We start from the raw sequence: 22,215 nt of genomic DNA on the forward strand, positions 1-22,215 counted from the left end.
AGCGGCTGCTCATGTGCCATCCTGCCACGGTGTTATGGTAGGAGGTATGATCCTGGAACAACTCGCGCGTGAACCCGTGGAGCAGAATGCCGCTGCCGGGCGGCAACTGATTGTCTCGCTGGAGGGGGTGAGCAAGGCGTATGGCGGCGCGGTGGCGCTGGCGCGGCTGGACCTGACGATTTACGCGGGCGAATTTTTTACGCTGCTCGGCCCTTCCGGCTCGGGCAAGACCACGACATTGCGGTTAATCGCGGGATTCGAACGGCCCGACACCGGGCGGATCATGCTCGATGGCGAGGATGTGGCGGCGCTGCCCCCGTTCGCGCGGGCGGTGAATACCGTGTTCCAGGATTACGCGCTGTTTCCGCATCTCACCCTGGTGGAGAATGTGGCCTACGGGCTGCGGGCGCGCAAAGTACCCAAAAATGAGGCGCATGAGCAGGCGCAGGCCGCGCTGGAAAAGGTGCGCCTGGGCGATTTCGGCGCGCGCAAGCCTGCCCAGCTTTCCGGCGGACAGCGCCAGCGCGTGGCCTTGGCGCGCGCCATGGTCAACCAGCCGCGCGTGCTGCTGCTCGACGAGCCGCTGGGCGCGCTGGATTTGAAGCTGCGCCACCAGATGCAGACGGAGCTGAAGCGGCTCCAGCATGAGAGCGGCATTACCTTTATATATGTGACGCACGACCAGGACGAGGCGCTGGCGATGAGCGACCGTATCGCGGTGTTCTCGCAGGGGCGCATCGAGCAGGTGGGAACGCCGTTCGACCTCTATGAGCGCCCTAACTCGGCCTTTGTCGCCGATTTTGTCGGCTCCTCCAACCTGATCGGCCCGGGGCACGGGATTTTGCTCAGGCCGGAGAAAATATTGCTGTTGCCGCCGCAGGCCGCGCCGCCGGAGGGCTATGAAGCACAGCCGGCGCAGGTGCGCGAGGCGACCTATCTGGGCGCCGTGACGCGCTATCAGGTGGTGCTGGCCGATGGCGGCGTGCTCGCGGTGATGGAGGCGAATACCACGCCGCTTGGCGACCGGTTGCGGCTTACCCCCGGAGATAAGGTTCTGGCCGCCTGGCCGCGCTCGGCGGCAACCAGACTTGCGCCTATCAACAACAAGGGAGAGGTTCGATGACAACAGGACTGAAAAGAAAACTCGCAAGAGTGGCACTTGGGCTTTCCACTTTTCTACCGATGGTGCAGGGCGCCGCGGCGATGGAGCCGCTGCAGGCGATCGGCAAGGGCGAAGGCACGCTCAACGTGGTGGCCTGGGAAGGCTACGCGCAGGATGACTGGGTGAAACCCTTCGAGGCCGCGACCGGCTGCCAGGTACACGCCAAATATGCTGGCTCCTCCGACGAGATGGTGGCGCTGATGCGCTCTGGCGGCGGCGACCAGTATGATGTGGTGTCGGCCTCGGGCGATGCGACGTTGCGGCTGATTTATGGCCATACCGTGCAGCCGATCAACATGGCGCTGATCCCGGCATGGAAGGATTTCATCCCACAGCTGAAGGGGCCGGATTTCAATACCGTTGGTGGCGTGCACTACGGGGTCTCCTATGAATGGGGGCCAAACACGCTGCTCTACAGCACCAAGGCCTTCCCCACCCCGCCCACCTCGTGGGGCGTGATCTATGACCCGAAATACACCGGGCAGATAACGGTGCCCGATAATCCGATCCAGATTGCCGATGCCGCGCTGTATCTCTCCAAAACACAGCCGGCGCTGGGGATCACCGACCCGTATGAGCTGAACCAGACGCAGATGGATGCGGCGGTGACGCTGCTCAAGGCGCAGGCGAAGCTGATCAAGAAATACTGGGCGCTGGCCTCGGATGAAATCCAGCTGTTCACCTCGGGCGACGCGGTGGTGGGAGCGGCATGGCCTTATCAGACCAACACGCTGCAGGCGGCGAAGGTGGCCGTGGCCGATACCATTCCGGCCGAAGGGGCGACGGGCTGGGCGGATACCTGGATGATCTCGGCCAAGGCGCCGCACCCCAACTGCGCGTATGAGTGGATCAACTGGGTGACAACGCCGAAGGTGCAGGCACAGCAGGCGATTTATTTCGGCGAGACACCAGCGAACACGCTGGCCTGCAAGGAAATGGACGCGGAGCAGCCGGGCGCGTGCGCGCAGTATCACGCCAATGCGCCGGCCTCGTATTTCGACCAGATCAAATTCTGGAAGACCCCGCTGAAACAATGCGGCAACGGCAAGGATGACTGCCTGGACTATGCCGCCTGGCAGCGCGCATGGCAGAACATAAAGGGCTGATGCGATGAAGCGGACATGGCGCGCGGCCTTGTCCGCGTTCGGCTGGCGGCATGAGGGGGCGGCGAATGCGGCCCTGCTCGGCCTGCCGGCGGTGTGGTTTCTGGCGTTGTATCTGGCGGCGATCGGGGCGCTGCTGGTCACCGCGTTCTGGACGGTTGACGATTTGAGCGGCAACCTGATCCCTGGGTTTTCCTTCAGTAATTTCCAGCAGCTTCTGGGCGACCCGATCTACCGCACAATCGCGGTGCGGACGATTTTCATCGCCGCCGCGGTGACGGTGACAGATGCGGTGCTGGCCTGGCCGTTTGCCTATGCGATGGTGCGCCTCGCGGGGCCGAAATTGCGCGCGGTGCTGATGGCGCTGGTGCTGGTGCCGTTGTGGTCGAGCTATCTGGCGCGGGTTTATGCGTGGCGGTTGATTTTGGCGCATGACGGCGTGCTGAACTGGGCGCTGAACGCGCTGGGCCTGCCCGACATGCAGATCGGCTACAGCAACTGGGCGATGTGGATCGTGTTTTCATACCTGTGGCTGCCGTTCATGATCTTGCCCCTGGCCGCGGCGGTGGAGCGGATTCCGCCCAGCCTGCTTGAGGCGTCGGCTGATTTGGGCGAGCGCGGCATGGCGACCTTCCGGCGGGTGATTTTGCCGATGGCGCTGCCTGGCATGGTGGCGGGGGCGATTTTCACATTTTCGCTGACCTTGGGGGATTTCGTGACGCCGATGCTGGTCGGCGGCAAAGGCTCCGACTTTATCGGTAATGTGGTCTACGCCAATGTCGGCGTGACCAATAATATTCCCTTCGCGGCGGCGTATGCGGTGCTGCCGCTCGGGGTGATGGCGGTGTTTCTGCTGCTGGCGCGCAAGTTGGGAGCGTTCGATGCACTCTAGGGGCGAATGGCTGATCTGGGCGGCGGTGGCCGCGATACTGGCGTTTTTGTTCATCCCGGTGGTCATCATCGTGGTGTATGCCTTCTCCGCCGCGCCGATTCCGGCCTGGCCCCTCACCGGTTTCGCGCTGCACTGGTTCGCCGACACCTGGAACGACGACGAGGTGCGCGAGGCGCTGATATTGTCGCTTAAGGTGGCCGCGCTGGCGACCTGCATGGCGGTGGTGCTGGGCACGCTGGCGGCGATGGCGGTGGCGCGGATGCGCTCGGTGGGCAAGGAGGTTGTCAGCTTCGTGGTGGTGCTGCCGATCGCGCTGCCAGGCATTTTAACCGGCATGGCGCTGGCCTCGTATTTCGCGTTCTGGGGGCTTAACCTCTCCTATTGGACCATCGTGGCCGGGCACGCGACGTTTTGCGTGGTGATTGTGTATAACAACGTGATCGCGCGGCTGCGGCGGCTGCCGCGCTCGCTGGCGGAGGCCTCGGCGGATCTGGGCGCGGATGCGTTCCTCACCTTCCGGCGGGTGATGCTGCCGATGATGGCAAGCGCCATCGGCGCCGGGGCGCTGCTGGCGTTCGCGCTCTCCTTCGATGAGGTGATCGTGACCACCTTCACGGCCGGCGCGCAGAATACGCTGCCGCTTTGGATTTTTGGCGCCATCCGGCTGGGCCAGAAGCTGCCGGAGGTGAATGTCGTGGTGTTCGCGATCATCCTCTTCACCGCCGTGCCGGTGTTGCTGGCGCAAAGACTGATCGGCGATTCCGGGCGGGTTGCGCGCTAGATCGTTATCGGCTTAGCTTACGAACTTCGGGATACACCACGCATACCGCACCCAGGGCGAAGGGCGGAGTTTGAAATGATGAGCCGATTGGCTGAGCAGACCCAGGCTGAACAGAGTCGGGGCGCACAGGTTGCCCTGGTGGCGACTTTGGGACTTTTGCCGTTTCTTGATGAAATTGGTGCGGATGCCGGCCGGGTGATGGGGCCGGCCGGGATTGATGCCAGCCGGCTGAACGGCGCCAGCGAGGGCAGCCTGGCGCTTTCAGCCTATGTGGACATGATGGAGCGGGCGGCGAAAATTTCCCGCTGCGATAATTTCGGGCTGCGCTATGGGCGGCAGTTTCCGGCCTCCAGCCACGGGCTGGTGGGCGATATCGCACTGGCGGCGCCGACCATCGGCGCCGCGTTGCGCCAGTTCGTGGATTTGTTCCCGCTGCACCAGGAGGCCAGCCAGGTCGGCTTGCGCGCCGAGGGCGGGTTGCTGCGGCTGGAGTACCGGATTCTCGATTGGCGGATATTCGACCGGCGCCAGGATGCGGAGTTGACCATCGCGATGTTCCAGAACCTGCTGCGGCATGCGTTCGGGCCTGGGTTTGTGCCCGAGGAGGTGCATTTTGAGCATCCGAACCCAGGGCATTGCGGCGAGCATGAGGAGACGTTCGGCGCGCCGGTGTATTTTGGCCAGTGCACCAATGCCATTGCCTTCCGCCCGCGCGATTTGAACCGGGCGATGCCTGGCGCGGATGCGGGGAAATTCTCGCGCCTGCTGGCCGAGGCCTGCATGCGCCGGTTGCCGCGCGGGGCGGTGCCGCTGGCGGAGCGGGTGCGCGGGGAAATTCGCGCCCGGCTGCCCGATGGGTATCCGCCCATGGAAGAGGTGGCCGATGCGCTGGGCGTGGCGCGCTGGACCCTGCAGCGGCGGCTGGGGGAGGCGGGGCTCAGCTATTCGGATGCCGTGCAGCAGGTGCGCCAGGCGCTGGCGCTTAGCTATTTGTCGCTGCCGCATCTCTCGATCTCGAGCATCGGCCAGTTGCTGGGCTATGCCGAGCTGAGCCCGTTCAGCCGGGCGTGCCGCCGCTGGTTTGGCGCGCCGCCGGAGCAGGTGCGCGCGGAGCGGCTTTGCGGGAAAAAAACCGTCTGAACGGCTCGGTCAAAATGCCGGTCACGATCATGCCGGCGCCAGCGATGGTGGCGAGGCCCATCGGGTCGCCCGCCACGGCGCCGACGGCGCCCGCCCAGACCGGCTCCATGGCAAAGATGACACTGGCCCGCAGCGCCGGAACGCGCGCCTGCCCCCAGGCCTGACCGAACATGATGATGCTGGTGGCGGCACCCAGGCCGATGGTGCTGTACCAAAAGGGCGGGTAGGCCCAGGGCACGGCAGCGCCGGTAAGCAGGTTGGTGCCCAGGCTGAGCACCGCCACCACGCTCATCTGCGCGACCGCCAGGCGCAGCGGATTGCAGCGCGGGGCGTAGCGGCTGAGCAGAATGATCTCGAGCGCGCAGGCAAGCGCGGCGGCGAGGGTCAGCCAGTCGCCCAGGGAAAGCTGGAACACGCCGCCCTTGGGGTGCGCGAGCAGGGCGAGCCCGGCGAAGGCCAGGATGATGGCGAGAAGGCCGGTCCACCCCGGGGGCTTGCGAAACAGCAGCAGCTGCAACATCGGCACCAGGGGCACATAAAGCGCGGTGAAAAAGGCCGAGCGGCTGGAGGCGATATCCGTAAGCCCCTGGGCCTGCAGCGCGTAACCCGCGAAGAGCGAGGTGCCGATGAAAAAACCCGCGCGCCATTCGGCGAGGCGGGGCCAGGACGGGCGGGTGATGCCCGCGAGCAGCGCGGCGCCAATGGCAAAACGCAGGCCAACCAGCGCCAGGGCGCCGCCATGCGCCAGGCCAAGCTTGATGACCAGAAAGGTGAAACCCCAGATCATGGTGATAAAAACCAGGACCAGTTCAGGAGGGATCTTGCCGCGCCCCTCGGTGGCGGTTGCGTGAGTCATACGGTGAGGTCTTAGCTCGGGGGCGGCTCTGGGGCAAAGCGCCGCCGGTGCGCTTGTCCCGGCGATCGTTACTGACACAAATCTATCACACTGCGGGGACCCAAGTTGCTGTATCGGCCACCCGAACACTGTGAGGGTTAGAAAGTGAGCATCGCATATATTATCTATCTCGCCGATTATTCGGATGGGGTACTCTATGTCCTGGCAACGCTGCTGATGGTGGCGCTGGCGGTTATGATCGACCGCGCCTGGTCATTGCGCAGCACGATTTTGCGCGGCAAATCAATCATCCGCGCGACCGCCGAGAAATCCGCGCTCTCGCACCAGGACCTCACCGGCCTGCTGCAAACCGCCGGCAACCTGCCGGAAGCCGCCCTGCTGGACACCGCAATCCGCCATCTCGACACCGCTGATGCCGAGGGCATGGCCAACCGGCTTGACGAGTCGATCATGCTGATCGCCCCCATGCTCGACCGCCGCCTGTGGATTCTCGACACCGTGGTGACCCTGGCGCCCCTGCTCGGCCTCTTTGGCACCATCATCGGCATGTTCCATGCGTTTAACGTGCTGGCCCAGCCCGGCCACGCGCCGGCTGAAGTGACCGGCGGCGTTGCCGATGCGCTCGTCGCCACCGCGTTTGGTATTTTCATCGCGATGCTGGGGCTCACCGGCTTCAACGCGCTGAGCAACCAGGTGCAGCTGATCGTGCACCAGCTCGACTCGATGAAGATGATGATCGTGAACCGCACCGACGGTTCTCCCATGGTGCCCTCACGCGGCAGGCCGGCCCAGCCCCAGACCAGCCCGCGGCTGGTGAACGCCTGAACCGATGAAAATGCGTTATTTCGAGCGCCGCAAGGCGCGCATCGAGATCATTCCGATGATCGACGTGATGCTGTTCCTGCTTGTGTTCTTTGTCATCGTGACATTGCAGATGATCCCCGACGCCGGGGTGAACCTGCAACTGCCGACCTCCAGCCAGGCCGACACACTGCCGCATCCGAAATTCACCGTGAACGTGCTGCCCGACGGGACGATCAAGGTGAAGGACCAGGTGATGACGCCGGACCAGTTGACGGCGATGTTCCAGGCCGACGGCGCGCCTGACAAAACCGACCTGACGATCGCCACCGACAAGACCACGCCGTTTCAGGATTTCATGAGCGTGATCGATGCCGCCCGTAAGGCCGGGGTTACGGATATCGGTATCGCCGCCCAGCCGGTGCCTGGCGGAAGTTAGGTTTTGTTGAGCTACTGACTTAAAAAAAACCCGCCCGGCCGTTTGGTCCGGCGGGTTTTTTGTTGCGATTTGAGTGACACAAAAGGGTCACGGATTGTTCGCAAAACTGACACCGCTTTTTACCCCGTGGTAGGGTATCGGCCTCCCCGTGTATCTACGCCGCTCGCATTGGGACGGGCGCGATTATAAAACAGGGGCTTTAAACAATGAATTCCGCAAACACGTTCCGGCGCGCCTTGCGCCGGGCATCATCGCACCGGGCATTGGCATTCGCCCTGGCCGGGCTGGCCTTGGCCACCGCAACCGCGCACGCGCAAACCAGCACCGCGCCGGTGAACCTCGATCTCGGCGCCGTGCTCGCCACCGGCACGGCCGACACCGCCCTGCTGGCCAGCACACCCGGCACCGCGCCGAATGAAGCGCCGTCGCTGACGCCGCTGCACTCGACGCAGCCGACCTCGGTGGTGAGCAAGAAGACCATCGAGAACCAGCTCATCGGGACGCAGAGCTTCGCCGACATCGCCAAGCTCACGCCCTCGGTCTCCGCGATCAGCCCGAACGGCCCCGGCCTGCAGGAAGCCAACGGCCCGACCATCCGCGGCTTCTCCGATGGCCAATACAACGTGACCTTCGATGGTATCCCCTTTGGTGACTCCAACGACTTCACGCATCACTCGACCTCCTTCTTCACCGCCAGCCAGATCGGCCAGACCATTGTGGACCGCGGCCCCGGCACGGCGGAAACCGTGGGCGATGCCACCTTCGGCGGCACCATCTCGCTGCGCACCATCGACCCGGCGGCGACGCGCACCTTCACGCCGTATGGCGAATGGGGCAGCTATGATACCAACCTGGGCGGCATCCGTTATGATACCGGCTCGATCCAGTCCGCCAACGGCACCGCGGCGGTAGTTGATGCCGAACACATCCAGAGCAACGGCGGCCTGACCTTTACCGGCCAGGAGCGCACCAATTTCTTCGGCAAAATCGTGATCCCGGTGGGCGACAACACCACCGTGACGCTGATGACCGACTACCAGAAACTGTACCAGAATTTTGCCACCGGCACGACCTCTGACCAGATCGGGTATTATGGCCCGAGCTATTCCAACAGCAGCGACCCGACCCAGCAGAACTACTACAAATACAACGCAGACCATATCGTAACCGATATGAACTACATCGACGTGCAGTCGAACTTCGGCGATGGCTGGCTCTATGACGGCAAAATTTACACCTACGGCTATTATCATCACGGCCTGAACGGCGCGGATGCCAACGGCCAGGGCCTGCCGGGGCAGCCGCTGCCAGCCGGCGCGGTTCCAAATCTGGTTGCCTACACGCCGACCGGCGCGGCGGTCACCGGTGTTCCGGGCCAGCAGATGAAGATGGATTACCGCTCGGTCGGCACCATCCAGCGTTTGCAGAAGGATTTCGACTGGGGCGATATCAAGACCGGCCTGTGGTTCGACCATCAGGTGAACACCCGCTTCCAGCAGGAAGTGATCCTGAACTCAGGCAATGTGCCGAACTATCTGGCCAACGGCACCGCGCCCACCATCGACCGTTTGCAGTATAACCAGCTCTATACCTTCCAGCCCTATGGGCAGGTGGATTACAAGCCGATTGACGGGCTGACCCTGACCGCCGGTTTGAAATACGCTTTCTTCAAGCGCGCGCTGAAGGCGCCGTTCAACCAGACCACGCAGTCACCGCAGGGCTTTGAGCATAATTACGACAAGATGCTCCCCTCTTTCGAGGCAAAATACGACGTCAACCCGAACCTCTCGGTTTATGGGCAGGCGGCGGAAGGGTTTCTGGCGCCGAACCTGAACACTTTCTATACCAACCAGATCACGTTCAACAGCGTGAAGCCTGAAAACACCGTCAACCTGCAGGCCGGCTTCGCCTATCAGGGGCCGCATCTGGCGATGGGCGGGGATATCTATCACATCCACTTCCAGAACTACATCAACCACACTGGTTCCGGCACCAACAAGATCTTCTACAACCAGGGCGGCGTGATCTATCGCGGTATCGAGGGCGATACGACCTACAGCTTCGATAACGGCCTCAGCCTGTTTGTGAACGCCGGCTATAACCAGGCGTATCAGACCTCAACCAACCTCAACATTACGCAGGCGCCGCAATTCACCTCCAACTTCGGCGCGATCTACGACAAGAACGGCATCTATGCCTCGGTGATGGACCAGTGGACCGGCGGTGAATATTCCGGCACCACCGGAATCGGCGCTTATGCCAACAGCCCGGCCGGCGGCAAGTCCCCGGGCGGCTGGTACAATCCGTATAACGTCGTCAACCTCGCGGCGGGCTATACGTTCAACCATCTCAGCCCGAACCTGAGCCAGATCAAGGTGAAGCTGAACGTGAACAACATCACCAATCAGAAACAGGCGATCTTCGACAACGGCACCGATGCGGCGGGCCAGACCTGGTATTATGTACTGGGCGGGACCTCGGCTTTTGTGTCACTCTCGGTGCCGATCAACTTCTGAACTTTGTGACAGTTTAGAGAAACTGCGGCTGAACAAGTCAAGGCCCGGCGTAAGCCGGGCCTTGATGCGTTAGAAGCCCGAACGATAAACAAATAGATCTGGTACGAATGTCTGAAACGATGAACTCCCCCTGGATGAACCAAAGCACGGGCAACCGGAGCTTCGCCGCCGCCATGGGCGTGGGACTGTTGCTGGAACTGGCCGCACTTGGCGTGCTGCTGCCGATTATGGCCCATAAGGAAACACCGGCGCTGACCCCCTCTGTGGTAAAACTCTCGATGGTGCCGCCGCCGCCCAAACCCGCGCCGCCGCCGCCGGTGCCTGTGCCTGTGCCGCCCACGCCCATTGCGCCCCCGGTGCCCAAACATGTCACCCCGCCGCCGCCAAAACCCTCACCGCATCATGTTGTGCAGCATGTGCCTGTGCCCAAGCCGGTTCCACCGCCGCCGGCCGTGAAGCCGCAGCCGGTAGTGCCGCCGCAACCGGTGGTGCCGCCCGCGCCGAGTGCCGGTGATGTCGATGTGTTCAGCGCCTCGATAAAGGCCGCGCTACAGGCGCATGCCAACGAGGTGTATCCGCAGGCCGCGCAGATGGCTCATGAAGCAGGTTCACCGAAGCTGACGTTCACCTATTTGAACGGGGTGGTGACGAATATCGCGCTGACGCAATCGAGCGGGTATCCGTTACTGGATTCGGCCGCGCTGCAAGACGCGCGGATTGCGCAATACCCTGCCCCGCCGCCTGGTTTTGCCGGGCGGACGTATCAGATCATCGTGACGGTGGATTTCCGCATGGCGGCTGTCAGCATCGACGGGGATTAGTTTCTTATCAATAAGTTAACCCGCTCGGGTTGATGCTCCTGCGTCAATTCGAGCCTATTGATCTAGCGCCTGATCGCACTTAAAGCGATCAGCGCTAACCGGGCGCGCGCGGGAGTTTGCAGCCCACGGGTATCTGCCCGTTATAGGGAAGCCAAGTCTGAGTCTGGCCGAAGATCGGCAGCCCCAGATAACCACGCATCCGCAAATGATGGCTCATATCCAGCGCGATGCTGGCCTGGTAGACATTGCCGTTGCGTGGGTCGAGCACTGTGCCCACCCAGGCGCTGGCGCCGCTATTGTTCAGCACCAAGGCTGTTTGCAAAATTGCCTCTCCACACTGCGGCTGGCCGCGCCAATCCACCGGCATCGGGTCAGTCTGATGCTTGAGAGCAATGCCTACGATCCGGCCGCAGAGCTGGCCGCCACAAGGGCCCACCTGAATCACGGCGGAATGGTCGGCGGTTAACCAATTGCCAATAGGCGGGGTGGGCGAGGCGCTGGCGGCGAGCGCCGCGGTCCCCCCACACAACAAAGTTGCCAAAAGCCAAAGGCCGCGCAAAAAGCGAAGCAAAAAATAGTCTCCCAGACAGATCAGCGAATTTTTTCTTACGATCTGATGACACGCACCTACCAAGGTTTTCCCGCGCCGGGCCAGTGAATACTGGTGCCGCGTTGAAGATTTCGCGTAGCTGTTGCAAAAAAAGCGCATATCGGGTCCGCTCAGCCTATCAGCTTCAGGCAAAGTGTCAGCGCGTCGCCGCCATCCGGGTAATAGGCCTTGCGAAACCCCGTTTGCGTAAAGCCCAGCGACGCATACAGCGCGCGGGCGGCGGCATTATCCGCCGCGACCTCCAGATGGATTGTCCGAACCCCCTGCCAGCCCGCCGCGCGAATCGCCTGGCGCATCAACGCCCCGCCAATGCCCTGCCGGGGCGCGGTGACGCCGATGGTGAGGATCTCCGCCTCGTCCAGCACAGTGCGCAGCAGCAAAAACCCGCCTCGTTCGTCGACGAAACAAACCACGCCGGGCTGGCCGAGCAGAGTCGCAAAGCTGCGCTCGTCCCAGGGGTCACCAGGGAACGCCCCCGCATGGAGGCGCGCCAGAACAGCCGCATAGGCGGGGCCTGCCTCGATCACATCCATGGTTAAACCGGCGGCGGCCGCAGGCCAGCGGCGGGCAGCTTCGCCTCCGGCGGGTCGACATAAACCGGCTGCACGCAATGGGCGGGCAACCCCGCCGCCTGCCGTGCCATGGCGGCGTGAGCAACCCACACCGGGTCCAGCCGTCTGGCATTGGTCAGCATCACATCCCCCCCGGCCGCGGCCAGAAGCGCCGCCACCTCATTGGCGGCATCCCCCGCCACCGCCACGGGGCTTTTGGTCCGGGGCAGGTCCGCATCGGCGAATGCCTGCGCAACCCCATCACGGATCAGGAAAATCCGGTTTTTGCGCGCCCGGATTGCCACCCAGAGCGGCCGGTGCAACACCGGAAACGCCGCCGCATAACTCTCCGCCACCGTAACGCCAATCAACGGCACGCCGGCCGCCGCGGCAAAGCCGTGCGCCAGAGAGATAGCGGTGCGCAGGCCGGTAAAGCTGCCGGGGCCTATGGTGACCGCAAGCTGCGTAATATGCCGCCCAGCCACCGCTTGTTGCAGCAGCACCGGCAATGTCTCGATCAACCCCGGGCGGCCGGGCGCAAAAAGCCTAACTGTCACGCTGCCGTCTTCAGCCAGCACGGCGATCCCGGCGCGCTCGCCCGATGCGTCAATTGCCAGCATGCTCAAGCGAAAATCGCGGCCTCGTCAAAGTCGAGCTTGGGCAGGCGCGGGAACGGATGTTCGCCGGGCTTGGCGTGGCCTAGGTTGATGAGGAAATTCGCCTTCCAGCTGTTCTGGCTGAAAAAGGCACGGTTCACGATGGTTTTATCGAAGCCCGACATCGGCCCGCAATCGATCCCCATCGCGCGCGCCGCCATGATGAGATACGCGCCCTGCAGCGTGGAGTTACGGAAAGCCGTCTCCTCCGCCAGGTCCGGATTGCCAGAAAACCATCCTTTTGCATCGGCCGGCGGATAGAGCTTGGGCAGCTGCGTGTAGAACAACGCATCCTGCGCCACGATCACAGTCACCGGGGCGGCCATGGTCTTCTCCAGATTCCCGGCGCTCAATGCGGGCTTCAGCTTCTCCTTGCCCTCCGCTGTGCGGATAAACACAAAGCGCCCAGGGCAGGAGTTGGCCGAGGTCGGCCCCATTTTCACCAGATCATAGAGCGCCCTCAGCTCATCATCGGTTATCGGCTCCTCGGTAAATTCCCACTTGGTGCGGGCGCCGCGAAACAGGATATCGAGCGCGCTGTCGTCCAGAACCATGACCACTCCTTATTCTTCAGGCCGCCTGTGTAACAGACAACACCTCAGGAATGTAGTGTTTCAGCATGTTCTCGATGCCGTGTTTGAGCGTCGCGGTCGAGGACGGGCAACCAGCGCAGGACCCCTGCATCTTCAGGCTGACCACGCCATCACGAAAACCACGGAAGATGATGTCCCCGCCATCGCCGGCCACCGCCGGGCGAACCCTCGTGTCCAGCAACTCCTTGATTTGCGCCACAATCTCCGCATCCGCCGGATCAACATCCTCGGCCAGCAGCTGCGCATGTTCGTTCACGATCGGGCGATTGTTGAGCAGGTGCTCCATCAACAACCCAAGCACCTGGGGCTTCAGCGCTACCCATTCGGCATCGGCGGTTTTGGTGACCGTGACGAAATCCCCCCCCAGGAACACGCGCGCCACGCCGGGCAGACCAAACAACGCATCCGCCAGGGGCGAGAGCAGCGCCGCATCGGCATCGGCGAAATCGGCGGTAAGCTCGCCTAAAATCTCCCGCCCGGGGAGAAATTTCAGCGTTGCGGGGTTCGGCGTGCCTTCGGTCTCAATAAACATGTGTTTGCTCTCGATCCAATCTGGACCAGTGCGGTCCGGTTGCAATCTAAATCGGATGTTTTGCCCCTCATGACAAGAGGCGAAGCAACAATGAGCCTCACGCATGGGGCATAATGGTTATGCGCCTGTTAACCGCTCCCCGTTACGAAGACACATGCTTCATCAACGCCTGCTGGGCTCGGCCGAGGCCTTACAAAAAATCATCGACATCATACCCAGCCCGGTTTTCGTGAAAGATGCCGGGCATCGCTGGGTATTGATGAACGGGGCCATGGAGGATGCGCTCGGGCAGCCGCGCAGCGCGCTGCTCGGCAAATCCGACTACGACGCTTTTCCGCCGGATGAGGCCGCTGCCTTCCAGAGCACTGATGACCTGGTGTTCGCGCGCGGGGAAACGGTGGAAAGCGAGGAACGGCTGACCAATGCGCAAGGAGAGCACCGGCAGGTGGTTATCCGCAAAACCCCGCTGCGGCTGGGCCCGGGGCCGGGGCTGGGCGCGTTGTTTATCGTGGGCACCATTCATGATGTGACAATCTACCGCGAAGCCGCCGCGCGGAGCCATTTTCACTCCCGTCACGACATGTTGACCGGCCTGCCCAACCGCACCCTGTTTCAGGAACGGCTGCGCGAGGCCGTAAGCCACAGCAACCGGGAGCTGGATAATATCGCGGTGCTGCTCATCGACCTTGACGGCTTCAAGGCCGTGAACGACGCCTACGGCCATGAGGCGGGAGACGAATTACTGCGCGTGATCGCGGCGCGGCTGACCGAGGCTGTCCGCGCCTCAGACACAGTGGCGCGCCTGGGGGGCGATGAATTCGGGATCCTTCTGCGCGGCGGGCTCAACCTGCAAGACGCGGCGCGGCGGGTGGCGGCCGAAATCTGCGAGGTGGTCGCCGTGCCGGTGCAACTGCGGCAATCGCAAACCCGGGTTTCGGCATCGGTCGGTATCACGCATTTTTCCAACCCCGGCACAGGGCCGGAAGAGCTGCTGCGTCAGGCGGATATCGCCATGTACAGCGTTAAACGCGGCGGCCGGCACGGCCACCAGGCCTACGAGCCGGGGTTGGAGATTATCGCCAACCGGCAACTCCACGCCGACCTGCGCCACGCGCTTGAGCGGCACCAGCTGCATGTGGTCTACCAGCCGCAATGGAACCCGCCGGACGGCGAACTGACCGGCTATGAAGCCCTGCTGCGCTGGGAACACCCGCTTTATGGCCCCGTTCCCCCCGCGGTCTTTATCCCTATCGCCGAACAGAGCGGGTTGATCGGCATATTTGGTGAATTTGTGCTGCGCGCGGCCTGCACCACCGCAATGCAATGGCCGCCCGGCGTACGCACCACGGTCAATGTCTCGCCGCTGCAACTCGTCGAGAACAAGCTGCTCGCCGAGGTGTGCGCGGCGCTTACCGCAAGCGGCCTGCCGGCCGGGCGCCTGGAGCTTGAAATTACCGAGAGCAAGCCAGCCGTCGACAGTGAAGGTGCGCTGATAACGCTCCACCAGCTGAAAAAGCTCGGCGTGCGGATCGCGCTGGATGATTTTGGCACCGGCACCGCCTCGTTGGACATGATGCACCGCTTCAGCTTCGACCGCATGAAAATCGACAGCCGCTTCGTTGCCGGATTGCCCGAGGACACGCGGGGCCACGCCATCGTCGGCTCGCTGATCAGCCTGGCGCACAAACTCGGCGCTCAGGTAACGGCGGAAGGCGTGGAGCGCATGGAACAGGCCTTCAGCCTCATGGAACTCGGCTGCGACGAAATGCAGGGATACCTGTTTGGCCATCCTGATGCGCAGACGAGCGTTTTATAATGACCGAATAACCCGCTTGATGCCGCCGCAACATTCACCGGCTGAGCGAGATCATCCATACGTCAGGAATGGCGGCCGCTTGCTGGCCCCCACAACGTCCGGCACCGCGCCCCAAAGGTCGAAATCCTCCGGCCGGGCAGACATTCTTCTCGCCTCGCGCGCGCCCTGTTCAGGGAATTGCTCCATCCCCAGCGTATATTCCCAGACAAAAAAATCATTGTCATAAACATAAAAATGAATGCTGCCCGATGTCGGATGCCGCCCAATGCCAAAATGCGGGGTCACCCCCAATTTCTGAGCCCGGTTCATCAGGCGGCCAATGTCATCAATGGTATTAACCATGAATGCAAAATGATGGAATCCAGCTTTTCCGCCCAATGCGCCATAGCTGTGATGATTTGGGTTGGGGAACGCCCGCAGCAAAGCCCCTGGCCAGCCTTCCAGATAGTCCGAGGTTAAAAAGCCCATATTTTTAACCAGATATTCAGTGTGCATCCGCGGGTCAGGGACAGCAAGCCCGAAATGTTTGCCCCCCTGAAAACCGGTCAGCCGGTTTTGCAGCGGAGACGAAATATATGTCATCTTTGAATAATACTCAAACTCCGTATGCACCACCGGCTCTACAACGCGGAAAGCCTTTTCCAGGCTCAGGGCCTGTGCTTCAATGTCCGGCACCCATTTCGGGCTCAAACCAAGTTTTGCATAATGGGAAAATGCCCGCTCCAGATCGTCATCGGTTTCCAGCTCCCATGACGAGCGCACAAATGCGGGCGTGGCTGCCGGTATCAAAAGAACGTCATGATGGCTGGGACCACTGCGGAAAAATCGCCCACCCTCCTTCGTTTCATCCACAAAATCCAAACCGATCACATCGATCATGAATTTCGTGGTCTGCGCGATGCCGGAGACCTGAAGCACCAGATACCCAAGCCGCCGGTAACGAAAATCTGTCGCCATGGTTTGCGCCTATTGTTGTTAAAACTCAGAGAATAATCGTGAGCCGGCCTTGATCGTTGAGCGTATCAAGATCCAAGGCGCAACGCTTCTGGCGAATACGGAAACTCTCTCCCGCACGCTCCAGAACATAATGCGCTTCGCCCATGTAGATGGAAGTCCGGCCCTCCTTGGTGCGATAAGTCGCGAAATTCGATTTCGCCTTCACCAGATCACCATCCTCCCTGGCCCGCACATTACTGACAAGATGGCGGGTCTTGGAATGAGGAAATTCACAATGCGCGGTTTTTTTCATCAACCGGTCCGTCCGCAGGGTGATCTCTTCCCGGTCGTCGGAAATAATAAAGATCGATGTCGCCGGATCGTCAACCAGCGGCTGATCGGAACTCATCGAGGCAACCTCGTACTTTCCATCCGCCGTAAACAACAAGGCCCATTCGGGGAGCTTCCAGTTGTCGAGCAGCTCCGCCTCGTCAAACAGGAAGCTCTCAACATCATTCCGCAATTCGTTTTTACTCGTCATGGATGCCTCCCTTATTCCTGCTCAAACGTATCCAGGCCGCGCATCGTCCGGTCCCATTGTGTCCAATAGGCCTGCATCTGGCATTCATCATCGGGCGCCCCGGTCTGCAGCCGCAAATCAGGCGCGGCCGTATCCATGCCCTTGGAAAGTTCGGTCCATTCAGTTGGGCTATGCTCGATACCGGTCTGGCACAGCTCCAGCATTTCAATATCATCCGCGGAACCAAAGCCGGCCGGCCCGAGGAAATTATTGAAATTATCAAGGCGGATCTTTAGAAGTTCGGCATCCTCTCCCTTATGCGCGAATCCCCATGCCCGAACATGTATCCTGCCTGGCCCAACCGGTTCAATGTTGCGTATGGTCAGACCAACATTATCATTGAACACAAGGTTCGGAAAAATTACCAAATTCTTCTGCATTTCAGCCAAATAGGCCGCCCGCTCCACGCCATAGCGCGCAACAAGGCGCGCCCGGTTGGCGTCGATATGGCGTTTAACTTCCGGCCCCCAACGGTCGATCCAGTAAGCAACCGGGCGCCCGGTCGGCACCCATGAGCTGAGCACGGCGTGACCATTTCCCAGGCAGGTCAACTTGCCTTTGCTCCTGAATACATTGGCCACATCCGCCACCACCTGCTCCTGCGCCGTTCCGGCGGCCCGGTCCTTCAGATAGTCAAGATAGCTGATATGGGTCGGGATGACATGGTAGCCGTCGTAGCTGTTTTCCACGAGAAATTTGTAGTTGGCATTGATTGAATAAGCGTGCTCACCCTTGAGAACATAAAGCCCATCCTCGCCGTCCTCAGCCTGGTCGCAATACGAATCGATCGCCTCTTTCGCGCCCGCCAGATAATCCACCAGCGCAATCGCCCTGGGATTATAATTCACAAAATAAAAGCCACGGTAATTATCAAGTCTCGGCGGCACCGGCAGGTTCAATCTGCCACCTTCATTCAAATCCTCGCGGTAGCCTTCGTTCGAGAAGGTCGAAACCAGCTTGCCCGTGAGATCGAACGTCCAGCCATGATAGGGGCAGGTAAAGTTACGTGTGTTGCCCTTTGGCTCGCGGCAAATACTCGCGCCGCGATGGGTGCAGGCATTAACCAATGCGCGGATTTCTCCGTTACGATCCCGGGCAAAAATCAGATTGCGCCCCGCAACCGTCCGCCGCACATAGTCGCCCGGATTAACGATTTCCGACTTGTGCCCAAGATAAAGCCAGCATTTATCAAAAATCGCCGCCTTTTCACGGTCAAAAACTTCCTGGCTCTTATAGGCTGCCCGATTTATACGAAAACGGCCTTTGGCCCGGTCAACATCGACCAGCCGCTCAAAGGCGACGGACTTGAATGTCATGGACTATCTCCTGATAAACTTTTGAATCTATCCCGGTTAATTCATGGATTTTAACCGGCTAAACGGTAAAGCGCGCGTTCAGATGCGCAAATCCCCTGAATGTTAGTGTCGGTGACAATACAGGCTTTTCCTCTAAAATTTCAATTTTTGAGAATTTCGGAAGAAACGCCCTGAAGAAGATATCCAGCTCGATCCGCGCCAGATAATGGCCAACGCAGTGATGCAGGCCAGGCCCGAATGTCACGACATCTCCAACATTGCCGCGCGTAAAATCAAGCTTTCCGGGTTCGGGAAATCTCTGCGGATCATTATTCGCCGAGAGAATCCAAAGAAAAGCAACATCACCTTTTTTGATCTGCTGGCCAGCAAATTCAAAATCCGTGGCGGCAACACGAGGTTGCACGGTCGACATCCCGATATAACGCAGCAACTCCTGCAGCGCACCCAGCGGCTCTACCGCGCCGCCAAGCAGAATTTTCTGCTGGTCTGGATTTTTGACCAACGCGGCCAGTCCCATCACAAGCGAGTTAACCGTTGTCTCGTGCCCTGCCGTCAAGAAAATATGGCAAAGCCCGAGCACTTCATCCTCGGACAAAACATTGTTGGAATCATCGGCCAGTGTCACCAGCTGGGTCAGAAAATCCTGCTGTGGCGCCGCCAGGCGTTTTGCGATTTCCACACGCAGCATGCTGTTCATTTCGGCAATCGCCCTATCAGCGTTTATCAACGCCTCCGCGGACGCGAACGCGGCCGAAAGACCCGCCGTAATCGCCCTGTTCCATTCCCGCACTTTCTCCAAATGCTCAAGTGGCAGGCCAAGCAATGTCAGTATCACGGTCGCCGGGAGAAAATATGCAATGTCCCTCGCGAAATCGCACTCATGTAATTTTACGGCTTTTTCAGTCAGCTCGACAGAAAGACTTTGAATCAGCGGCTTCAGGGAATCAACGAATTTTTTGCTCAATGCCTTGGTCGTGACGCTGCGCAGGCGCTTATGGGTATCGCCGTCGACATTCACGATCCAGCCCTGGATATAGCGTAGCAGGTTGGGTATCCGTTGCGCGCGCTCAGGCTCGGGTATGGAGCGAAGGGCCGAGAAGGAGAGACGCACATTCGAGAACCGCATATCCTGAAATGCCGCCGCGATATCATCGTATTTCGTGATTTGCCAGCAACGGTTCCGCTCACTCCAATAAACCGGGGCATGCTCGCGCAGGCGCGCAAGTGCCGGCAATAATTTTTCATCCGAGATCGATTCCAAATCGCCCATGCTGAAATCCATATCTTGCGGACTGATTTTTTCTTGTAAGGACATATAACCTCCAATCCCATTATTGATCTGGGATATAATATGCTTGTTGATCTACAACTAAGCTTATAATAGGTTTGTGTCCTTGATCCAAGTCAAAGCCCTCTGGCGGAAGCGCGAATATCATAAATCATTGGTCAACCATACGAACATAATTCAAGGATTCTCCATGCAAAATCTGCTATTATGCCAAGTCAGCGACATCCCGGAGGACGAGGCATTCCAGGCCATTGTGCCCGGGCATGATGCTTTTGCCGTCTACAAGCTTGGCGAAGAGATTTTTGTGATTCAGGATGCCTGCACGCACGCAGGCGCTTCACTCAGCCTTGAAGGTCAGCAGGACGGACATAAAGTGATTTGCGGCTGGCATGAAAACACGTTTGATCTGCGCACGGGCGAGGCTCTCAGCGGCCCATGTCCGACACCGGTACGAACCTATCCGGTCCGCATCGAGAATGGCAGCGTGTTCATCGAGACATAGGCTCGGGATAAACACATGTTTACCGGCGATAGGGCGCACCGTATTTGTCAGCCTCCCTGCCCGATCATATCTTGATACAGCTGCTGAGCAGGCAGCGCGCTTCTGATGGTATTTGCCCAGCACCCGGCGAACCAGGACGCCGGGTTTCGCCATATCGCTAATTATTGTTCCAAATGTCACAAAAATGCCGTATGGCCGTGCTAGAATTCAGCGGTAACCTCCGAGGAACCGATGCTAATTCAACGAACGCCAAAACAAAAAACACGCGGCGCCGCCCTGCCGCTGACAGCACTGCTCGTCTGCACTGGCCTGGCCTGGCCCGCGCTGGCCCAGACAACCGCCCCGCAGACAACCAGCTCCCAGCTCGCCACCGGCGCCAAGCTCTTCGCCGCCAACTGCGCCTCCTGTCACCGTGCCGACGGCTCGGGCGGCATGAAGTTCGGCAACGCCGTATCGGCTGACCTGCGCGCCCCGGGGCTGGAGACAACCTATAAATCCAGCGACAAATTGCTTCTGCGCGCGATCCTGGAAGCCAAGGACGAAGATGGCGACAGGCTGGACCAGCCGATGCCCGCCTGGAAAGGACGTCTCACCACCGCAGACGCAGAGGCGATCATCGCCTATCTGCACACACTGCATTCATAAGCTTCGCCGCATGCGGGATGGGTGAGCAAGGCGCCACCCATCCTCGCCCGGCTATTCCCGCCGAAGCACCTTGTCGTTGACAAACCCGGCCAGCGAATTCGCCCGGAAGTGCTCGCGCAGATCATCCTCTGAATAATCCTCCCGCACCCAGTCCAAAAAGCTCTTGCCCCTCGCCTCGCCCTCGCGCTGGTAGGTGAGGAAGAACGCATCCAGAATCCCGGTGTTGGCCTGTTTGATATGGCCAAAGCGCAACGAAAGCTGCTTGAGCGCCTCCGCGGCCGTGCCGCCGTCGATCAGCACGAACAAGCCCGCCGCCAGCCCCGCACGGTCCGCGCCGGATTTGCAGTGCACCAGAGCCGGGCCGCGCATGGTCTGGTAAATTGCCGCCAGCCGTAAAATCCGGTCCTTATGCGGCGCCCCGCGCGACTCCATCGGCATGTCATAAAAATCCAGCCCCAGCCGTGCCGCCGCCTCGCGTGAGAGTGCATCCGAGCCATTTTCCGCCCGCCCGCGCAGGTTAATCAGGCTTTTCAGCCCCGTCCTGCGCGTGAATTGCGCCAGATTGCCAGGTGTCGGGTGGTTGGAGCGATAAAGCCGCCCAGGCTTCACCGCCGCGAAATTGGTCCAGAGAATGCGCAGCACCGCATGATCGACGAACAGCGCATCAATCCAGGCATTGCGCCTGCCGGCCTTAGTGGAGAGGTCGCCTTTATAAATCGTGTCCATGCCCATATCCCTAGCCTGATTTGTGGCAGAGCCAAAATATGCTTAACCCCAGTTCCATGACCCAGCAGAAATCCACCACCTCGCTCATCTATCGCTTATGGCGCGACCATGTGCGCCACTACCGCGGGCGCATTGTGCTCATCGTGGTCGCGACACTGGTGATGTCGGGTACCACGGCGGCCTATCCGGCGCTGATCAAATGGGCCTTCGACATGTTCTCCCATAAAGACCCGCGCATCCTCTACCAGGTGCCGGTGCTGGTGCTTATCATCACCACCATCAAGGGCCTCTCGATGTATTTCCAGTCCGTGCTGACGCAGGACATGGTGCTCCAGGTGATCCGCCGCCTCCAGGTGGCCATGTTCCGCCACCTCTCCAACGCCTCCCTGGCGCGGGTGGAGCGCGAGGCCCCGGCGCAGATCGCCGCCCGTTTCACCACCGATGCCACCGTCATCCGTGACGCCATGGCCCGCGCGGTGAGCGCCGTGGCCGACGCCACCACCCTGGCCGGGCTGGTTGTCACCATGATCGTGATCGACTGGAAATTAAGCCTAATCGCCGCCGTGCTCTACCCGCTGGCCGGCATCCCGGTGCAAAAAATCGGCCAGCGCATGCGCCATGCCTCGGACGGCATGCAGGGCCAGATGGGCCAGGCCGCCGCCATGTTGAACGAGAGTTTCGCCCAGGCCCGCACCGTGCGCGCCTACGGCCTGGAGAAGCACGAGCAGAAACGCGCCAACAAAACCTTCGACCAGCTCTACCACTCGCTGCTGCGCATGACCCAGATCCGCTCCCGGCTGGACCCGATGCTCGAAGTGCTGGGCGGCCTCGCGGTGGCCATGGTCATCGGCTTCGAGGGCTGGCGCAACGCCACCGGCGGCAGCGGTGTGGGCAATTTCATGGGCTTCATCTCGGCCCTGCTCATCGCCAGCCGCCCCTTGCGCGCGCTGGGC

General features: G+C 60.8%; 24 protein-coding genes. 13 read left to right on the plus strand and 11 right to left on the minus strand.

From position 1 onward, the window contains the following. The first annotated feature begins 46 nt into the window (after positions 1-46). The 5 genes from QQJ84_RS06115 to qhpR all read left to right on the plus strand — a co-directional run bounded on the left by QQJ84_RS06115 (position 47) and on the right by qhpR (position 5,078). Positions 47-1,123 carry an ABC transporter ATP-binding protein gene (locus QQJ84_RS06115; protein ID WP_284257231.1) on the plus strand — a complete coding sequence of 359 codons (1,077 nt, stop codon included), beginning with the start codon at positions 47-49 and terminating at the stop codon, positions 1,121-1,123. Continuing rightward, entirely contained in the window at positions 1,120-2,268 is a 1,149-nt protein-coding gene (locus tag QQJ84_RS06120; RefSeq protein ID WP_284257233.1) for an ABC transporter substrate-binding protein, read from the plus strand. The genes QQJ84_RS06115 and QQJ84_RS06120 overlap by 4 nt, the downstream gene beginning before the upstream one ends. Before the next feature lie 4 nt (positions 2,269-2,272). Beyond that, positions 2,273-3,157, plus strand: coding sequence for an ABC transporter permease (locus QQJ84_RS06125; RefSeq protein ID WP_284257234.1), 885 nt, complete (start codon positions 2,273-2,275; stop codon positions 3,155-3,157). Continuing rightward, positions 3,147-3,938: an ABC transporter permease gene (locus QQJ84_RS06130; protein WP_284257235.1), complete on the plus strand. Its 792-nt coding sequence runs from the start codon at positions 3,147-3,149 to the stop codon at positions 3,936-3,938. Before QQJ84_RS06125 ends, QQJ84_RS06130 begins: the two co-directional genes overlap by 11 nt. A 75-nt stretch (positions 3,939-4,013) precedes the next feature. Continuing rightward, positions 4,014-5,078 carry an AraC-like transcriptional regulator QhpR gene (qhpR, locus tag QQJ84_RS06135; protein ID WP_284257236.1) on the plus strand — a complete coding sequence of 355 codons (1,065 nt, stop codon included), beginning with the start codon at positions 4,014-4,016 and terminating at the stop codon, positions 5,076-5,078. Here the strand turns inward: qhpR and QQJ84_RS06140 are convergent. Continuing rightward, the gene (locus tag QQJ84_RS06140; RefSeq protein WP_284257237.1) at positions 4,996-5,934 is read right to left on the minus strand and encodes a DMT family transporter; all 939 of its coding nucleotides are present in this window, start codon (positions 5,932-5,934) and stop codon (positions 4,996-4,998) included. The two genes, qhpR and QQJ84_RS06140, sit on opposite strands and share 83 nt — an antisense overlap. A 144-nt stretch (positions 5,935-6,078) precedes the next feature. Between QQJ84_RS06140 and QQJ84_RS06145 the strand changes: the two genes are divergently transcribed. From QQJ84_RS06145 to QQJ84_RS06160, 4 genes are all read left to right on the plus strand, one after another. Beyond that, positions 6,079-6,759, plus strand: a complete 681-nt coding sequence (locus tag QQJ84_RS06145) for a MotA/TolQ/ExbB proton channel family protein (RefSeq protein ID WP_284257238.1) — start codon at positions 6,079-6,081, stop codon at positions 6,757-6,759. A 4-nt stretch (positions 6,760-6,763) separates the two neighbouring features. Further along, positions 6,764-7,174 (plus strand): ExbD/TolR family protein, encoded by a 411-nt coding sequence (locus QQJ84_RS06150; RefSeq protein ID WP_284257239.1) that lies wholly within the window; start codon positions 6,764-6,766, stop codon positions 7,172-7,174. A 206-nt stretch (positions 7,175-7,380) separates the two neighbouring features. Then, a complete protein-coding gene (locus tag QQJ84_RS06155; protein ID WP_284257240.1) occupies positions 7,381-9,690 on the plus strand; it encodes a TonB-dependent receptor in 2,310 nt (769 codons plus the stop codon). Between the two features lie 107 nt (positions 9,691-9,797). Then, the gene (locus QQJ84_RS06160; protein ID WP_284257241.1) at positions 9,798-10,511 is read left to right on the plus strand and encodes an energy transducer TonB; all 714 of its coding nucleotides are present in this window, start codon (positions 9,798-9,800) and stop codon (positions 10,509-10,511) included. A 94-nt stretch (positions 10,512-10,605) separates the two neighbouring features. On the opposite strand, the gene QQJ84_RS06165 is transcribed toward QQJ84_RS06160, so the two are convergent. From QQJ84_RS06165 to QQJ84_RS06185, 5 genes are all read right to left on the minus strand, one after another. After that, on the minus strand, positions 10,606-11,040 hold the full coding sequence (locus QQJ84_RS06165) for a DUF2147 domain-containing protein (RefSeq protein ID WP_284257242.1): 435 nt from the start codon (positions 11,038-11,040) through the stop codon (positions 10,606-10,608). A 191-nt stretch (positions 11,041-11,231) separates the two neighbouring features. Continuing rightward, the gene (locus QQJ84_RS06170) at positions 11,232-11,654 is read right to left on the minus strand and encodes a GNAT family N-acetyltransferase (protein WP_284257243.1); all 423 of its coding nucleotides are present in this window, start codon (positions 11,652-11,654) and stop codon (positions 11,232-11,234) included. Between the two features lie 2 nt (positions 11,655-11,656). After that, on the minus strand, positions 11,657-12,292 hold the full coding sequence (tsaB, locus tag QQJ84_RS06175; protein ID WP_284257257.1) for a tRNA (adenosine(37)-N6)-threonylcarbamoyltransferase complex dimerization subunit type 1 TsaB: 636 nt from the start codon (positions 12,290-12,292) through the stop codon (positions 11,657-11,659). Positions 12,293-12,294: 2 nt separating this feature from the next. Beyond that, positions 12,295-12,882, minus strand: coding sequence for a malonic semialdehyde reductase (locus QQJ84_RS06180; RefSeq protein WP_284257244.1), 588 nt, complete (start codon positions 12,880-12,882; stop codon positions 12,295-12,297). Positions 12,883-12,898: 16 nt separating this feature from the next. After that, entirely contained in the window at positions 12,899-13,453 is a 555-nt protein-coding gene (locus tag QQJ84_RS06185; RefSeq protein WP_284257245.1) for a NifU family protein, read from the minus strand. Positions 13,454-13,607: 154 nt separating this feature from the next. Here QQJ84_RS06185 and QQJ84_RS06190 point away from each other — a divergent pair, with 154 nt between their 5' ends. Then, entirely contained in the window at positions 13,608-15,269 is a 1,662-nt protein-coding gene (locus QQJ84_RS06190; RefSeq protein WP_284257246.1) for a putative bifunctional diguanylate cyclase/phosphodiesterase, read from the plus strand. A 51-nt stretch (positions 15,270-15,320) separates the two neighbouring features. Here QQJ84_RS06190 and QQJ84_RS06195 read toward each other — a convergent pair whose 3' ends face one another. The 4 genes from QQJ84_RS06195 to QQJ84_RS06210 are packed head-to-tail and all read right to left on the minus strand — an operon-like array spanning position 15,321 to position 19,416. Continuing rightward, positions 15,321-16,226, minus strand: coding sequence for a VOC family protein (locus QQJ84_RS06195; RefSeq protein ID WP_348522668.1), 906 nt, complete (start codon positions 16,224-16,226; stop codon positions 15,321-15,323). Between the two features lie 25 nt (positions 16,227-16,251). Then, positions 16,252-16,746, minus strand: a complete 495-nt coding sequence (locus tag QQJ84_RS06200; RefSeq protein ID WP_284257248.1) for an aromatic-ring-hydroxylating dioxygenase subunit beta — start codon at positions 16,744-16,746, stop codon at positions 16,252-16,254. Between the two features lie 11 nt (positions 16,747-16,757). Next, the gene (locus QQJ84_RS06205; protein WP_284257249.1) at positions 16,758-18,101 is read right to left on the minus strand and encodes an aromatic ring-hydroxylating oxygenase subunit alpha; all 1,344 of its coding nucleotides are present in this window, start codon (positions 18,099-18,101) and stop codon (positions 16,758-16,760) included. Between the two features lie 58 nt (positions 18,102-18,159). Then, on the minus strand, positions 18,160-19,416 hold the full coding sequence (locus tag QQJ84_RS06210; protein WP_284257251.1) for a cytochrome P450: 1,257 nt from the start codon (positions 19,414-19,416) through the stop codon (positions 18,160-18,162). A gap of 163 nt (positions 19,417-19,579) precedes the next feature. Here QQJ84_RS06210 and QQJ84_RS06215 point away from each other — a divergent pair, with 163 nt between their 5' ends. Beyond that, entirely contained in the window at positions 19,580-19,891 is a 312-nt protein-coding gene (locus QQJ84_RS06215) for a Rieske (2Fe-2S) protein (protein WP_284257252.1), read from the plus strand. 231 nt (positions 19,892-20,122) lie between these two features. Beyond that, positions 20,123-20,536: a c-type cytochrome gene (locus tag QQJ84_RS06220; protein WP_284257253.1), complete on the plus strand. Its 414-nt coding sequence runs from the start codon at positions 20,123-20,125 to the stop codon at positions 20,534-20,536. A gap of 51 nt (positions 20,537-20,587) precedes the next feature. Here the strand turns inward: QQJ84_RS06220 and QQJ84_RS06225 are convergent, their stop codons facing one another. Next, positions 20,588-21,262 (minus strand): tyrosine-protein phosphatase, encoded by a 675-nt coding sequence (locus tag QQJ84_RS06225; RefSeq protein ID WP_408861852.1) that lies wholly within the window; start codon positions 21,260-21,262, stop codon positions 20,588-20,590. Positions 21,263-21,300: 38 nt separating this feature from the next. On the opposite strand from QQJ84_RS06225, the gene QQJ84_RS06230 reads away from it, so the two are divergent. Beyond that, the coding region (locus QQJ84_RS06230) for an ABC transporter permease (RefSeq protein WP_284257254.1) at positions 21,301-22,215 on the plus strand (915 nt) is incomplete at its 3' end.

Source organism: Acidocella aquatica (assembly GCF_030160635.1).
In the GTDB taxonomy this organism is placed as follows: Bacteria; Pseudomonadota; Alphaproteobacteria; order Acetobacterales; family Acetobacteraceae; genus Acidocella; species Acidocella aquatica.